The sequence below is a fragment of the Phycicoccus sp. 3266 genome, from assembly GCF_031456495.1.
Taxonomy (GTDB): Bacteria; Actinomycetota; Actinomycetes; order Actinomycetales; family Dermatophilaceae; genus Pedococcus.
Map to the genome: position 1 here is coordinate 707,429 of NZ_JAVDUW010000002.1, position 13,687 is coordinate 721,115.

11 protein-coding genes and 1 pseudogene are annotated in these 13,687 nt (G+C 72.5%); 9 read left to right on the forward strand and 3 right to left on the reverse strand.

The window, feature by feature from the left end:
• The first annotated feature begins 57 nt into the window (after positions 1–57).
• The 7 genes and pseudogenes from J2X64_RS13180 to cimA all read left to right on the forward strand — a co-directional run bounded on the left by J2X64_RS13180 (position 58) and on the right by cimA (position 8,272).
• On the forward strand, positions 58–537 hold the full coding sequence (locus J2X64_RS13180) for a VTT domain-containing protein (protein WP_310155156.1): 480 nt from the start codon (positions 58–60) through the stop codon (positions 535–537).
• 160 nt (positions 538–697) lie between these two features.
• Positions 698–2,281, forward strand: a complete 1,584-nt coding sequence (serA, locus tag J2X64_RS13185) for a phosphoglycerate dehydrogenase (protein WP_310155157.1) — start codon at positions 698–700, stop codon at positions 2,279–2,281.
• A 546-nt stretch (positions 2,282–2,827) separates the two neighbouring features.
• Positions 2,828–3,904: a 3-isopropylmalate dehydrogenase gene (locus J2X64_RS13190; protein WP_310155162.1), complete on the forward strand. Its 1,077-nt coding sequence runs from the start codon at positions 2,828–2,830 to the stop codon at positions 3,902–3,904.
• A gap of 90 nt (positions 3,905–3,994) precedes the next feature.
• The gene (locus tag J2X64_RS13195; protein WP_310155165.1) at positions 3,995–5,107 is read left to right on the forward strand and encodes a branched-chain amino acid aminotransferase; all 1,113 of its coding nucleotides are present in this window, start codon (positions 3,995–3,997) and stop codon (positions 5,105–5,107) included.
• A 180-nt stretch (positions 5,108–5,287) separates the two neighbouring features.
• Positions 5,288–5,440 (forward strand): annotated as a pseudogene (locus tag J2X64_RS19175) (type IV toxin-antitoxin system AbiEi family antitoxin domain-containing protein); the annotation flags it as partial.
• 51 nt (positions 5,441–5,491) lie between these two features.
• On the forward strand, positions 5,492–6,229 hold the full coding sequence (locus tag J2X64_RS13200) for a hypothetical protein (protein WP_310155168.1): 738 nt from the start codon (positions 5,492–5,494) through the stop codon (positions 6,227–6,229).
• 462 nt (positions 6,230–6,691) lie between these two features.
• Positions 6,692–8,272, forward strand: coding sequence for a citramalate synthase (gene cimA / locus J2X64_RS13205; protein ID WP_310155171.1), 1,581 nt, complete (start codon positions 6,692–6,694; stop codon positions 8,270–8,272).
• 266 nt (positions 8,273–8,538) lie between these two features.
• Here the strand turns inward: cimA and J2X64_RS13210 are convergent, their stop codons facing one another.
• Together J2X64_RS13210 and J2X64_RS13215 are read right to left on the reverse strand one after the other, a co-directional pair.
• Positions 8,539–9,975 carry a PAS domain-containing protein gene (locus tag J2X64_RS13210; protein WP_310155174.1) on the reverse strand — a complete coding sequence of 479 codons (1,437 nt, stop codon included), beginning with the start codon at positions 9,973–9,975 and terminating at the stop codon, positions 8,539–8,541.
• A gap of 213 nt (positions 9,976–10,188) precedes the next feature.
• The gene (locus tag J2X64_RS13215; RefSeq protein ID WP_310155178.1) at positions 10,189–10,614 is read right to left on the reverse strand and encodes a response regulator; all 426 of its coding nucleotides are present in this window, start codon (positions 10,612–10,614) and stop codon (positions 10,189–10,191) included.
• Between the two features lie 123 nt (positions 10,615–10,737).
• Here J2X64_RS13215 and J2X64_RS13220 point away from each other — a divergent pair, with 123 nt between their 5' ends.
• Positions 10,738–11,418, forward strand: a complete 681-nt coding sequence (locus tag J2X64_RS13220) for a response regulator transcription factor (RefSeq protein ID WP_310155181.1) — start codon at positions 10,738–10,740, stop codon at positions 11,416–11,418.
• 91 nt (positions 11,419–11,509) lie between these two features.
• On the opposite strand, the gene argG is transcribed toward J2X64_RS13220, so the two are convergent.
• Positions 11,510–12,937 carry an argininosuccinate synthase gene (argG, locus tag J2X64_RS13225; protein WP_310155184.1) on the reverse strand — a complete coding sequence of 476 codons (1,428 nt, stop codon included), beginning with the start codon at positions 12,935–12,937 and terminating at the stop codon, positions 11,510–11,512.
• Between the two features lie 184 nt (positions 12,938–13,121).
• Between argG and J2X64_RS13230 the strand changes: the two genes are divergently transcribed.
• Positions 13,122–13,679: a hypothetical protein gene (locus tag J2X64_RS13230; RefSeq protein WP_310155187.1), complete on the forward strand. Its 558-nt coding sequence runs from the start codon at positions 13,122–13,124 to the stop codon at positions 13,677–13,679.
• Positions 13,680–13,687 lie beyond the last annotated feature (8 nt).

Genomic DNA, 13,687 nt, shown 5'->3' on the forward strand with positions numbered 1-13,687 from the left:
CGCGTGCCGGGGGGCGGGGGAGCGAGGGCGGTGACGGGCGGCCCTAGGGTGGGCCGCGTGAGGGAGCTCGTCGACGGATGGCCGTATGCCGCGGTGTTCGCGCTGTTCTTCGCCAGCGGCATGGCGCGGTCCCACCTGACCTACTGGGCCGGGCGCGGCCTGCGCCACGGCGGGGGACGCAGCCGGCTCGCGGGGCACCTCGACCGTCCGGTCGTGAAGCGTGCCGAGGACGTCGTGCGCCGGCTCGGTGCGCCCGTCGTCGCCCTGTCGTTCCTGACCGTCGGGCTGCAGACCGCCGTCAACGCGGCCGCCGGGTCGCTGCGCATGCCGCTGTCGCGCTACCTGCCGGCGACCGTCCTGGGCTCCCTGGCCTGGGCTGCGCTCTACACGACCGTCGGGTTCGCCGTGGCCCGCGCGTGGCTGGGCGGGATCGCCTGGCCGTGGGCAGCCGCCGGGCTCGTCGCGGCCGCCCTGCTCGTCGCCGCGTCGCTCATGGTCGGCGCCCGGTTGCGTCGCAGGCTGGCGCCCCCGGTGTGACCGGGACGCAGGCACGGGTCCGGGCGCGTCCGGGTGTGACGTGCGTTCCAGATGTCGAGCGACCGCATCCACATGGTGAGAGGGCGCCTATGCTGGCCGCGGGCACAGCGTGGTGCCGAGACCCCCGTCAGCCACCCCCGGAACCCTCCAAGGAACCCACGTGAGCAAGCCGATCGTCCTCATCGCCGAGGAGCTGTCCCCGGCCACCATCGACGCCCTCGGGCCCGACTTCGAGATCCGCCACGTCGACGGCGCCTCCCGCGAGGCCCTGCTGCCCGCGCTCGCCGACGCCGACGCGGTCCTCATCCGCTCCGCCACCAAGATGGACGCCGAGGCGGTCGCCGCGGCCAAGAACCTCAAGGTGATCGCGCGGGCCGGCGTGGGTCTCGACAACGTCGACGTCCCCGCCGCCACCCGGGCCGGCGTCATGGTGGTCAACGCCCCGACCTCCAACATCACGTCCGCCGCCGAGCTAGCCGTGGGCCTGCTGCTGGCCACCGCGCGCAACATCGCCCCCGCCAACGAGGCGCTCAAGGGCGGCGCGTGGAAGCGCAGCAAGTACTCCGGCGTCGAGCTGCTCGACAAGAAGGTCGGCGTGGTCGGCTTCGGCCGCATCGGCCAGCTCGTGGCCGAGCGCCTGCGCGGCTTCGGCATGGAGATCCTCGCCTACGACCCCTACGTCTCGGCCCAGCGCGCCGGGCAGCTCGGGGCCCGGCTGGTCAGCCTCGACGAGCTGCTCGAGCAGTCCGACTTCATCACCGTCCACCTGCCCAAGAGCCCCGAGACCCTCGGCCTCATCGGCAAGGAGGCGCTCACCAAGGTCAAGCCCAGCGTCCGGGTCATCAACGCCGCCCGCGGCGGGATCGTCGACGAGGAGGCCCTCGCCGAGGCCCTGCGCGAGGGTCGTGTCGCCGGCGCCGGCATCGACGTGTTCGCGACCGAGCCGACCACCGAGAGCCCGCTGTTCGAGTTCGAGTCGGTCGTCGTGACCCCGCACCTCGGTGCCTCGACCGACGAGGCGCAGGAGAAGGCCGGCGTCGCCGTGGCCAAGTCGGTGCGCCTCGCCCTCGGCGGCGACCTCGTGCCCGACGCGGTCAACGTCGACGGCGGCGCGGTCCCCGAGGAGGTCCGCCCCGGCATCGCGCTCGTCGAGAAGCTCGGCCGCATCTTCACCGCGCTCGCCGGGTCCGTCCCGGTGCAGCTCGACGTCGACGTGCAGGGTGAGATCACCGAGCACGACGTGTCGATCTGGAAGCTGGCCGCGCTCAAGGGCCTGTTCGCCGACGTGACCGAGGACCCGGTGACCTATGTCAACGCCCCGCTGCTCGCCGAGCAGCGCGGCTGCGAGGTGCGCCTGCTCACCGACCCGTCGAGCACCGACTTCCGCAACGTCACGACGCTGCGCGGCACCCTCGCCGACGGCTCGACGGTCTCGGTCTCCGGCACCCTCACGGGCCCGCGCCTCATCGAGAAGATCGTGGGCGTCAACGGCTTCGACCTCGAGGTCGCGCTCGCCGACCACCTCGCGTTCTTCACCTACGTCGACCGCCCGGGAGTCATCGGCACGGTCGGCCGCCTGCTCGGCGACGCGCAGGTGAACATCGCGGGCATGCAGGTGGCGCGCAAGGAGCAGGGCGGCTCCGCCCTGGTCACCCTCACCGTCGACACCAAGGTCCCCGCGGACGTCCTGGGCGCCATCGCCTCCGAGGTGGGCGCCGAGGTCACCGTCGTCGACCTCGACTGACGCCCGAGCCCCCAGCACGCCCGTATGCCGTGCGGCCCCTCACCGGGGCCGCACGGCATACGTGTCCCAGGGGGTCGGCACCGGCCATCTCGGGAGTCGATCGGCGTCTCACGCAGTGGGAAAGCGGTTCCGAATAGTTGGACGTCCACGTAATCTCGAATCATGGCGCGGCAGCTGGTGATTCTTAGCAGCCGCGGCGAGTTCCGGTAGTCAGCCAGCTCGCCGCGGAGATCCCGCCGTGCGTGGCTGACAGCGGCCCCCTGGAACCCAGGGCTGGCCCCCGAAACCCGAAGACCCCGAATCCCTGTCCGCACAGGGAGATCCGCGAAGGAAGCGATCGTGATGAGCGAAGAAGCCCAGAAGGCACGTCAGGCACTGCAGGAGTCGATGGACCTGCGCGAGCAGGGTCACTCGGACGACTGACACCCCTCCCCGGGGTGGCCTGCCGGCCAACCCCGACGAACGGCCCCGATCCGCGCGATCCGGGGCCGTTCGTCATCTGAGACAGAGATATCGCATGGCAAGACGATCCCTAGGCTGGCTCCCATGACGTCCGACTCCGCCACGACGCCCTCGACCGACACCGTCGCCCTCGCCGTCATCGGCGGCGACGGGATCGGCCCGGAGGTCGTCGCCGAGGGCCTGAAGGTCCTCGAGGCGGTCACCGCCGGCAGCGGCACCAAGTTCCACACGACCGAGTACGACCTGGGCGCCCGCCGCTGGCACGCCACCGGCGAGACGCTGCCCGACTCGGTCCTCGAGGAGCTCCGCGGCCACGACGCCATCCTGCTCGGCGCGATCGGCGACCCGACGGTCCCCAGTGGCGTCCTCGAGCGGGGCGTCCTGCTGCCGCTGCGGTTCGCGCTCGAGCACTACGTGAACCTGCGGCCGGCCAAGCTCTACCCGGGCGTCCAGAGCCCGCTGGCCGTGGAGCGGGTCGCCCCCGACGGCATCGACTTCGTCGTCGTGCGCGAGGGCACCGAGGGCCCGTACACCGGCAACGGCGGCTCGCTGCGCACCGGCACCCCGAACGAGATCGCCACCGAGGTCAGCGTCAACACGCGCTTCGGCGTCGAGCGGGTCGTCCGTGACGCCTTCGCCCGCGCCCAGGCGCGCCCGCGCAAGCACCTGACGCTCGTCCACAAGCACAACGTGCTCACCCACGCGGGCCACCTGTGGCGCCGCACGGTCGAGGAGGTCGGGGCGGAGTTCCCGGACGTCGAGACGGCCTACCAGCACGTCGACGCCGCCACGATCTTCCTGGCCACCGACCCCGGGCGCTTCGACGTGATCGTCACCGACAACCTGTTCGGCGACATCATCACCGACATCGCCGCCGCCATCGCCGGGGGCATCGGCCTGGCCGCCAGCGGCAACATCAACCCCGACCGGACGGCGCCGAGCATGTTCGAGCCGGTCCACGGCTCGGCCCCGGACATCGCCGGCCAGGGCAAGGCCGACCCCACCGCGACGATCCTCTCCGTCGCGATGCTGCTCGAGCACCTCGGCCGGCCCGAGGAGGCCGCCCGCGTCGAGGCCGCCGTGGCGGCGGACCTCGCCGAGCGGGGCAGCTCGGTACGCAGCACCACCGAGGTCGGCGACGCGGTCGCCGCCCGGCTCTAGGTCCCCGGCGGCGCCCGCCTCTCCTGCCCGACGCGCCCGGCCAGGCAGGTAACCTCGGCAGGAGAACCCGCACCGTCGCAGGAGGACTCCATGAGCCAGAACGCCGCCCCGCTGACCTTCGAGGTCACCCGCCGCACCGACCCGCGGCCGGACGCGGAGCGCGAGGCCGTACTGGCGAACCCGGGGTTCGGGACGACCTTCAGCGACCACATGGTCACGGCCACGTGGACGCGCGACGAGGGTTGGCACGACGGCAAGGTCACGGCATACGGGCCCATCACCCTCATGCCGTCGGCGGCGGTCCTGCACTACGCGCAGGAGATCTTCGAGGGCATGAAGGCCTACCGGCACGAGGACGGGTCCATCTGGACGTTCCGCCCCGAGGCCAACGCCCAGCGGATGCTGCGCAGCTCCACGCGGATGGCGCTGCCGCAGCTGCCCGAGGACGACTTCCTCGCCTCGCTGCGCGCCCTCGTCGAGGTGGACCAGGCCTGGGTGCCGGCGTACGACGGCGGCGAGAAGAGCCTGTACCTGCGCCCCTTCATGTACGCCTCGGAGGCGTTCCTCGGGGTCCGGCCCGCCGCGGAGGTGACCTACTCGGTCATCGCCTCGCCTGCCGGCGCCTACTTCAGCGGCGGCATCAAGCCGGTCACCCTGTGGCTCTCGGAGCACTACGCCCGGGCGGGGGAGGGCGGCACCGGAGCGGCCAAGTGCGGCGGCAACTACGCCTCCTCGCTCGCGGGCCAGCTCGAGGGCATCGAGCACGGGTGCGACCAGGCGGTGTTCCTCGACTCCTCGACGCACACCTACGTCGAGGAGCTCGGCGGGATGAACCTGTTCTTCGTCACCCGGGACAACCGGCTGGTGACGCCCGAGCTGACCGGGTCGATCCTCGAGGGCGTCACCCGCTCGTCCGTGCTCGAGCTCGGCAAGGAGCTCGGGCTGACGGTCGAGGAGCGTCGCGTGCCCATCCAGGAGTGGAAGGACGGCGCGGCGTCGGGCGAGATCGCCGAGATCTTCGCCTGCGGGACGGCGGCGGTCATCACGCCCGTCGGCGAGATGCGCTGGGACGGCGGCTCGTGCGACCACCGCCGCGCCGGCGAGGACATCGGCGAGGTCACCTCGACCATCCGCACCCGCCTGCTCGACATCCAGTACGGCCGCACCGAGGACACCCACGGCTGGATGACCCGGCTGGTCTGACCCGCACCCGCTCGCCTCTGACGCCAGGAGTGCCCACTCTTCGCCTGACGCTGGAACCTCACGGCTGATCGCGAAGAGTGGGCACTTCTCCGTCCACAGGAGCACGCGTGCTGCTGCGGCTGTCCACAGTCCTGTGCCGAGACGTGTCCGCGCCGCGACCGCGCAGGAAACCCTCATGCCATGGACCGCGCGCTCCCATCCGCCCTCTGCGACCTCGCTGCGGCGCAGCTCGGTGTGTTCTGCTCGCGACAGGCGCATGGGTACGGCATCTCGGACCAGGACCTGTCGCGACTGGCGAGGAAGGGGCGCGTCGTGCGCCTCGGTCAAGGCGCGTATGCCGAGCCCAGAGCCCTTGACGGCCTGGATGCCACCGCCAGGTACGTCATGACCGTACGTGCCGTGGTGCTGGCGCGGTCGGTGCCGTCCTGGGCGTCGCACCATGCAGCCCTTGCACTGTTCGGGATCCCGCTGGTCGACGCGGACATGGGTTGCGTCGATGTCGCCGCGCGCGTGGTGGCGCCGTTCCGCAGCCAGCACGTACGCGTCAGCTCCCTCCCGGACGACGAGCCCTGCACGTCCGTCAACGGGACACCGTCGGTCTCCGTGACGACAGCAGTCGTCCAGGTGGCCGCTCGTTCGCTGAAGGCCGGACTGGTCGCGGCGGATGCCTCGGTCCACACCGGCCAGACCACCATGGAGCAGTTGGCGATGCGGGCCGACCAGTTGCCGTTCGGTCCTCGACAGCGTCGCACCCTTGCTGCGGTCCTGGGGGCGGTGGACCCCGGTGCCGAGTCGCCCGGGGAGAGCCTCGCCCGGCTGGTGCTGAAGGGCCTCGGCCTGCCGGTGCGGTCCCAGGTCGTCCTGCGGGACCTCGACGGCGTCATCGGGCGAGTCGACTTCGTCGTCGACGAACGCGTCGTCGTCGAGTTCGACGGGCTGGTCAAGTACGCCGGGGCTGGGGGGCGAGACGCGCTGGCTCGCGAGAAGCGTCGGGAGGACAGGCTGAGAGCGGCTGGGTACGAGGTCGTCCGGCTGACCTGGGCGGACCTGCGACAGCCCGAGCGACTGGGCGCAGCCATCCGTACAGCGCAGGACCGCGCCCGCGCCCGGACTGTCGCATAGGGGCGCTCGCAATCACGCCTCCCCAGGGCGCCCTCGCGGCATACGAAGAAAGGGCACTTCTCCGCCCATAGCGGGAACGTCCCATGCATCCGCGAAGTCTGGGCACTTCTAGGAAGCGCGGCGGGCGGGGCCCTGGGTGGAGCGCCGCCGCCCACCATCCGGACGCGGCATCCAGTGTCCGGACGGGGCTGTCACCATGGGGACATGACGTCCTGGCACGTGGCCACCGCCACGGTGATTATCGACTAGCGCGACGAGAACCCTCTCGTCGCGCAGACCTCCCGTACCCGGGGGGTCTTTCTGTTTGTGCAGCACGGCCTGTTCGTGCAGCACGAACGGTGGCGACGCCCAGACCCACCCCATGCCGGGCGTCGGGCGCGACGAGGAGAATGACCACCAGGACGACGACCCGGACCGCCTGCGCGGCGGTCCACCCGCGGACACGGCCCCGAGGAAACGATGATGAGCGACCTGCACGTCTACGACACGACCCTGCGCGACGGCGCGCAGCAGGAGGGGCTCAACCTCTCGGTCGCCGACAAGCTCGCCATCGCGGTGCACCTCGACGAGCTGGGCGTCGGCTTCATCGAGGGCGGCTGGCCGGGCGCGAACCCCAAGGACACGGAGTTCTTCGCCCGGGCCCGCACCGAGCTGCAGCTGCGCAACGCCGTCCTCGCGGCGTTCGGCGCGACCCGGCGGGCCGGCGGCGTCGCTGCCGACGACCCGCTGGTCCGCGCCCTGCTCGACTCCGAGGCGCCGGTGGTCACCCTCGTGGCCAAGTCGCACGTGCGCCACGTCGAGTCCGCGCTGCGCACCACGCTCGAGGAGAACCTCGCCATGGTGCGCGACACGGTCTCCTTCCTCACCGGCGAGGGCCGGCGCGTCTTCCTCGACGCCGAGCACTTCTTCGACGGGTATGCCGCGGACCGCGCGTACGCCCTCGAGGTGGTGCGGACCGCGCTCGAGGCGGGGGCGGAGGTCGTGGCGCTGTGCGACACCAACGGCGGCATGCTGCCCGGGCAGGTGACCGACGTCGTGGGGGACACCGTCGCGGCGACGGCCGGGCGGGTCGGCATCCACTGCCACAACGACACCGGGTGCGCGGTGGCCAACTCGATGGCCGCCGTCGAGGCCGGGGCCAGCCACGTGCAGGGCACGATCAACGGGTACGGCGAGCGCACCGGCAACGCCGACCTGCTCACGGTCGTGAGCAACCTGCAGATCAAGCGGGGCCTGCCGCTGCTGCAGCCCGAGCGGCTGCGCGAGGCGACCCGGATCGCCCACGCGGTCAGCGAGATCACCAACGTCCCGCCCTACTCGCGCCAGCCCTACGTCGGCGCCAGCGCGTTCGCGCACAAGGCCGGACTGCACGCCAGCGCCATCAAGGTGGACCCCGACCTGTACCAGCACACGGACCCCCAGCACGTCGGCAACGACATGCGGATGCTGGTGTCGGACATGGCCGGTCGCGCCTCCATCGAGCTCAAGGGGCGCGAGCTCGGCTACGACCTGTCGGGCGACCCGGACCTGCTGGCCCGCGTCCTCGCGACCGTCAAGGAGCTCGAGCTGCGCGGATACACCTTCGACGCGGCCGACGCGTCGTTCGAGCTGCTGCTGCGCCGCGAGGTGGAGGGCGCCACGCACGACTTCTTCGAGGTCGAGTCGTGGCGGGTCATCACCGACGCCCGCGGTGACGAGGACGCCCTCTCCGAGGGCACGGTGAAGGTGGTGGCCGGCGGCCAGCGGGTCGTCGCGACCGGCGAGGGGAACGGCCCCGTCAACGCGCTCGACCACGCGCTGCGGCAGGCGCTCGTCCCGGCCTACCCCGAGCTCGACAAGCTCGAGCTCATCGACTTCCGCGTCCGCATCCTCGACGCCGCCCACGGCACCGACGCCGTCACGCGCGTGCTCATCGAGACCTCCGACGGCTCGACCTCCTGGGAGACCATCGGCGTGGCCGGCAACATCATCGAGGCGTCGTGGCAGGCGCTGGTGGACGGCGTCACGTACGGACTGGTCCGCGCCGGGGTGCCGGTCCGGTAGCGGCCGGGGCCTGCAGCCCGCCGGCCGGGACGGTCGGGTCCCCACGAGCCGGGGGGAGAAGTCGAGCACCGGCCGGTCCTGGCGCAGGGGGGGTATGCCGGGACCGGCCGGTGCTCAGAACGCCAGGGCGTCTGCGGGGAGGCCCGGCGGTTGGAGCGCCGACCGGCCCTCAGGGGACGTGGACCGGTCGGCGTACTCCCAAGCCTCGCTCACGCGGGTGCGCCGTCGCCCGGTGCCGCCGTCGCAATTCGCCTAGTGCATGGGGATCAGTGCGCACCGGGCAGCCACAGCAGGACGCAGGTGCCGCCCTCGGGCCGTGCCTCCACCGAGCACCGGCCGCCCGCCAGGGTGGCCCGGTCACGCATGCCGGACACGCCCCGGTGCCCGGGCAGTGACGACTCGAGACCGTCCCCTGGGCCCACGCCGTCGTCCTCGACGAGGACCTGCAGCCCGTCGTCAACGCCTGACACGAGCACCCGGACGTGCCGGGCGCCGGCGTGCTTGAAGGCGTTGACGAGTGCCTCCTTGGCGATCCGGTAGGCGACGGCACGCGTGGACTCGGGCATCTGCGGCTCTGCGGTGCCGTCGACGGAGCGAATGACGTCGGTGCCCTCGAAGACCTCCTCGACGGCCCGTGCGAGTGCGGGGGTGACGCCCTCGTGCAGGTCCGGGGGCTCGAGGTCGAAGAGCAGCGCGCGGAGGCGGTCGGTCGCGCCACGCACGCTCTCCTGCAGGCCGTCGAGCTCGGGCAGCAGGTCGGGCGCGTGCTCGCGTAGCCTGCGGCGCAGCAGGCCCAGCCGCAGGTCCACGGCGGCGCAGGCCTGGACCGGGTCGTCGTGCACGTCGGCGGCGATCCTCGCCCGCTCGGCGTCCTGCGCGTCCACGAGGCGGGTGAGCAGGGCCGAGCGCTGCTCGACGAGGTCGCGCAGGGATGCCTCGGCAGCGACGCGCTCGCTGATGTCGCGCTGCACCGTGGCGAGCGCGAACGGCTCGCCCGTGCTGATGTCACGCATGAGGAAGCTGGCCACCACGACGGGGATCGAGTCGTCACTGGCCCAGCGCTTCAGCGTCGTCTGACCCTCCCAGTGCCCGTCGCGGATCACCGCCGGCTGCTCGATCTCGAGGGAGGCCGCCACTCCCTCCGGGGTGAGGTAGTCGGTGATCGTCGTCCGCCGCACGTCGGTGTCGGCCGGCATGCCGATGAGCGCCCGCCCGCCGGGGTTGAGGTACTCGACCCTGCCGTCGAGGGAGGCGATCGCGATGAAGTCGGGCGAGGCCTCCACGAGGGCCTTGAACCGGCTGAGGTCCGACGCGAGCTCGTGCGCGCGCCGCTGGGCCGCGGCTCCGGCAGACTCACTCGCCCGCTGGTCGGTGACGTCCGTGGCCACGCCGGCCGCTCCGGTCACGTGGCCGGCGTCGTCGAGGAGCGGCTCGAAGTGCAGGGCGAGGCGTCTGCCGAGGTACTCCCGTTCGCCGTGGAAGCGCTCACCTGCCAGGGCCCGGGTGATGGCCTCCGTCCCGAGCGGGTCGTCCCGGTAGACGTCGAGCAGGTTCGTGCCCACGAGCTCGTTCGGCCCGAAACCCAGCGCCGCCAGGCCGGGCCCCACCGACAGCGTGCACCGTCCGGTCGCGTCCATGCCGAAGATGATCTGGGGGCCGACATCGGCCCCCTCGTGCGTCTCCAGCCATGCGGCTTCTGCCATCCCCGTCCCCTCCAGGTCCCGACCAGCGGTGCTCGCCGCCTCATCGTAGGCACCCGGAGGCAACCGTGTGCCACGGACGAGCAGGCGACGGGATGGCCGAGCCGTCCGCGCCGACCCGGTGCGAGGTGGGCCGGTGGCCGGTCGGTGGCGCCCCAGGGGCCCAGCTCGGTGGCGCCTCAGGGGCGCAGCTCGGTGGCGCCTCAGGGGCGCAGTTCAGTGGCGGGTCAGGGTGCGCAGCGCGCCGGCCGCGGTCTCGGTCGCCAGGACCACCTCGCCGGCCGCGCACCGGGCCAGCAGGTCGGGTAGCGCCTCGCCGATCTGGCCCTTGGTCAGGTACCCGACCGCTCCCGCGCGGACGACGGCGAGCACGGTGCTGGCGGTGACGTCCGCCGAGACCGCCACCACGACGGGCGCGGCGGGGAGGCCGGCGACGGCGGCGACGGCTCCCGCCCCGCCTCCCGGCATACGGATGTCGAGGAGGGCCAGGTCGACGGCCAGCTCGGACGCGAGCCGCAGGGCGTCGTCGCCGCTGGACGCCTGGGCGACCACGGTGAACCGGCCGTCGGACTCGATGACGTGCACGAGCGCGGCGAGCATCTGCGGGTGGTCGTCGGCGACGAGCACGCGGAGCGGTGGCACGGACATTCCTGACGCAGCGAGTGGTTTCGGTGGCAATTCATTCTGCCGCCGAGAGGTGGCCCGAGGCCGGTGCGCGCGCTTCCCGGCCGGTAGTGCATGGATACTAGGCGCGGAGGTGGTGTCGTGAGCGAAGGGGCCGAGGTGACGCAGGACGCCGGGGTGGCACAGCCGATCCGTGTCGTGATCGTGGACGACCACGAGGTGGTGGCTGCCAGCCTGGCGCGTGTCCTCGACGACGAGCCGGACGTGATGACCGTCGGGTTGGCGAGCAGCATCGCCCAGGCCCGTGCGAGGGTTCAGTCGGCCGCGCCCGACGTCCTCATCCTCGACCGGCGGCTGCCGGACGGCGACGGGGTCGAGGCGATCGCCGGCCTGAAGGCGCTGCGGCCCAGCATGAACGTGCTCGTCCTGACCGGCTCGAGCTCGGACGACGTGCTCGTGCGCGCGCTCGAGGCGGGCGCGGCCGGCTTCCTGTCCAAGACCCGCAGCCTGGGCGAGGTGACCAGCGCCGTCCGGGCAGCGGCGCAGGGGGAGGCGACGATCTCCCCGGAGATGCTGGCCCGGCTGCTGCCGAAGCTGACCCGCAGCCCGGCGCCGGGCCCCACCCTCACCCGGCGCGAGGAGGAGGTGCTGGCCATGCTCGCGCGCGGGCTGTCGAACGCCGCCATCGCGGCCGAGCTCGTGGTCAGCGTCAACACCGTGCGCAACCACGTCTCGAACCTGTCGGCGAAGCTCGGCGCGCACAGCAAGCTCGAGGCGATGTCGATCGCGATCCAGCGCGGGCTGCTCTCACCCCCCGGCTGAGCCGGCCCCGGCAGGACGGCGGTTGCGCGGCATACCGCGGGACGACAACCCGCGGTATGCCGCGCAACCGCCGTTGTGCGTGTGGAGTGCGTCAGTCGGTGCCGGACTCGATCGCCGCGCGGTCGAGGGCGTCGTCCTGCTCGTCGACGTCGACCGCGCTCGGGTTCGCCGAGATCGCCCGGGCGCCACCGGGCTCGAGGTCGCCCACGAGGTCCTGGTGGCGGCGCACGAGCTGGCCCTGCGCGGCATACAGCTCGAGCTTGGCCCGGCTGTCCGCGATGTCGAGGTTGCGCATGGTGAGCTGGCCGATCCGGTCCACGGGGCCGAAGGCCGCGTCCTCGGTGCGCTCCATCGAGAGCTTCTCGGGGTGGTACGAGAACGCCGGGCCCTCGGTGCGGATGATCGAGTAGTCGTCGCCGCGCCGCAGCCGCAGGGTGACCTCGCCGGTGACGGCCGAGGCGACCCAGCGCTGCAGCGACTCGCGCAGCATCAGCGACTGCGGGTCCAGCCAGCGGCCCTCGTAGAGCAGGCGGCCGAGCCGGCGACCCTCGGCGTGGTAGCTCGCGATGGTGTCCTCGTTGTGGATCGCGTTGAGCAGCCGCTCGTAGGTGATGTGCAGCAGCGCGAGGCCCGGGGCCTCGTAGATTCCGCGCGACTTCGCCTCGATGATGCGGTTCTCGATCTGGTCGGACATGCCCAGGCCGTGGCGGCCACCGACCTTGTTGGCCTCGTCGACCAGCGCGACGGCGTCGCCACCGAAGTCCTCGCCGTTGATCGCGACGGGGCGGCCCTGCTCGAACCGGACGGTGACGTCCTCGGCCGCGATGTGCACCGACTCGTCCCAGAAGGCGACGCCCATGATCGGGTCGACGACCTCCATGGACTCGTCGAGGTACTCCAGCGTCTTGGCCTCGTGCGTCGCGCCCCAGATGTTCGCGTCCGTGGAGTACGCCTTCTCGGCGCTCGCGCGGTAGGGGAGGTCGCGGGCGGTGAGCCACTGCGACATCTCGTGCCGCCCGCCGAGCTCGTGCACGAAGTCGGCGTCGAGCCACGGCTTGTAGATGCGCAGCGACGGGTTGGCCAGCAGGCCGTAGCGGTAGAACCGCTCGATGTCGTTGCCCTTGAAGGTCGAGCCGTCGCCCCAGATGTCGACGCCGTCCTCCTTCATGGCGCGCACCAGCAGCGTGCCGGTGACGGCGCGGCCCAGGGGAGTGGTGTTGAAGTAGGTGCGACCGCCGCTGCGGATGTGGAACGCGCCGCACGCGATGGCCGACAGTCCCTCCTCGACGAGGGCCGAGCGGCAGTCGACGAGGCGCGCGAGCTCGGCGCCGTACTGGCCGGCGCGGCCCGGGACGGTGTCGATCTCGGGCTCGTCGTACTGGCCGAGGTTCGCGGTGTACGTGCAGGGGACCGCCCCCTTCTCACGCATCCACGCGACCGCGACCGAGGTGTCGAGACCACCGGAGAAGGCGATGCCGACACGTTCACCGACAGGGAGGGACGTCAGAACCTTGGACACAGCAGGTCAGCCTACGGCCCCGCTCGTCGTGGCCGTCGTGGTGTCCAGCGAGGCCGTCGTGGTGTCCAGCGAGCGCCCGGCCCGTCCCCTCCGCTCGCGGGCGCCGGCCTCCCCACGCCGTTGACACGGTGGCGCAGCGCGGTGATCCTGAGCCGTTCCGGGCGCCGGTGCGAAGGGGGAGGTCGTGGACGGAACGGGACTGCAGGGACAGGCGGCGGACCTGCGACCCCGCGAGCGGACGGTCCTGGGCCTCCTGCTCACCTGGCTCCTCGCCCCGGTCCTGGCGTACGACGACACGCAGGAGGGCCGGGCGCGGGCGGAGGTCTGCCGGCAGTGGCTGGACCGGGCCCTGCGCGAGGTCGAGGCCGACGTCGAGGGCGGCCCGTCCGGCTCCCTGTTGCACGAGGTGGTCTCCAGCGAGGAGCTCCAGCTCGAGGAGGAGCCGGACGGGCCGGCGGCCTTCCGGCTGGACTTCCTCGCCGCGCTCGCCTACGCCCTCGAGGCCGGGCAGGGGAACGAGCGCTCCTTCACGGGCCTGTTCTCGCGCGTGGAGAGCACGCTGTACTTCGCCGACGACGCCGGGCTGGCGCCGCCGCTGCCCTGGGTCGACGCCCAGGTCCTGGAGGTCGTCGACGCCCTCCGGGAGGCGGGCGCCTCCGGCCCGGTCGACGGGGCGCTCCTGCGCCGGCTCCAGGACGTGCTGGCCCCCTCGCGCGCGGTCCTCGCGGAGGGCCCCGCGTAGGTCGGGTG

What these genes read in the sequence shown, in the direction of transcription:
- J2X64_RS13190 (WP_310155162.1), top strand. Translation starts at nt 2,828, where the DNA reads ATGACGTCCGACTCCGCCACGACGCCCTCGACCGACACCGTCGCCCTC.
- J2X64_RS13195 (WP_310155165.1), top strand. Translation starts at nt 3,995, where the DNA reads ATGAGCCAGAACGCCGCCCCGCTGACCTTCGAGGTCACCCGCCGCACC.
- J2X64_RS13200 (WP_310155168.1), top strand. Translation starts at nt 5,492, where the DNA reads ATGACCGTACGTGCCGTGGTGCTGGCGCGGTCGGTGCCGTCCTGGGCG.
- cimA (WP_310155171.1), top strand. Translation starts at nt 6,692, where the DNA reads ATGAGCGACCTGCACGTCTACGACACGACCCTGCGCGACGGCGCGCAG.
- J2X64_RS13210 (WP_310155174.1), bottom strand. Translation starts at nt 9,975, where the DNA reads ATGGCAGAAGCCGCATGGCTGGAGACGCACGAGGGGGCCGATGTCGGC.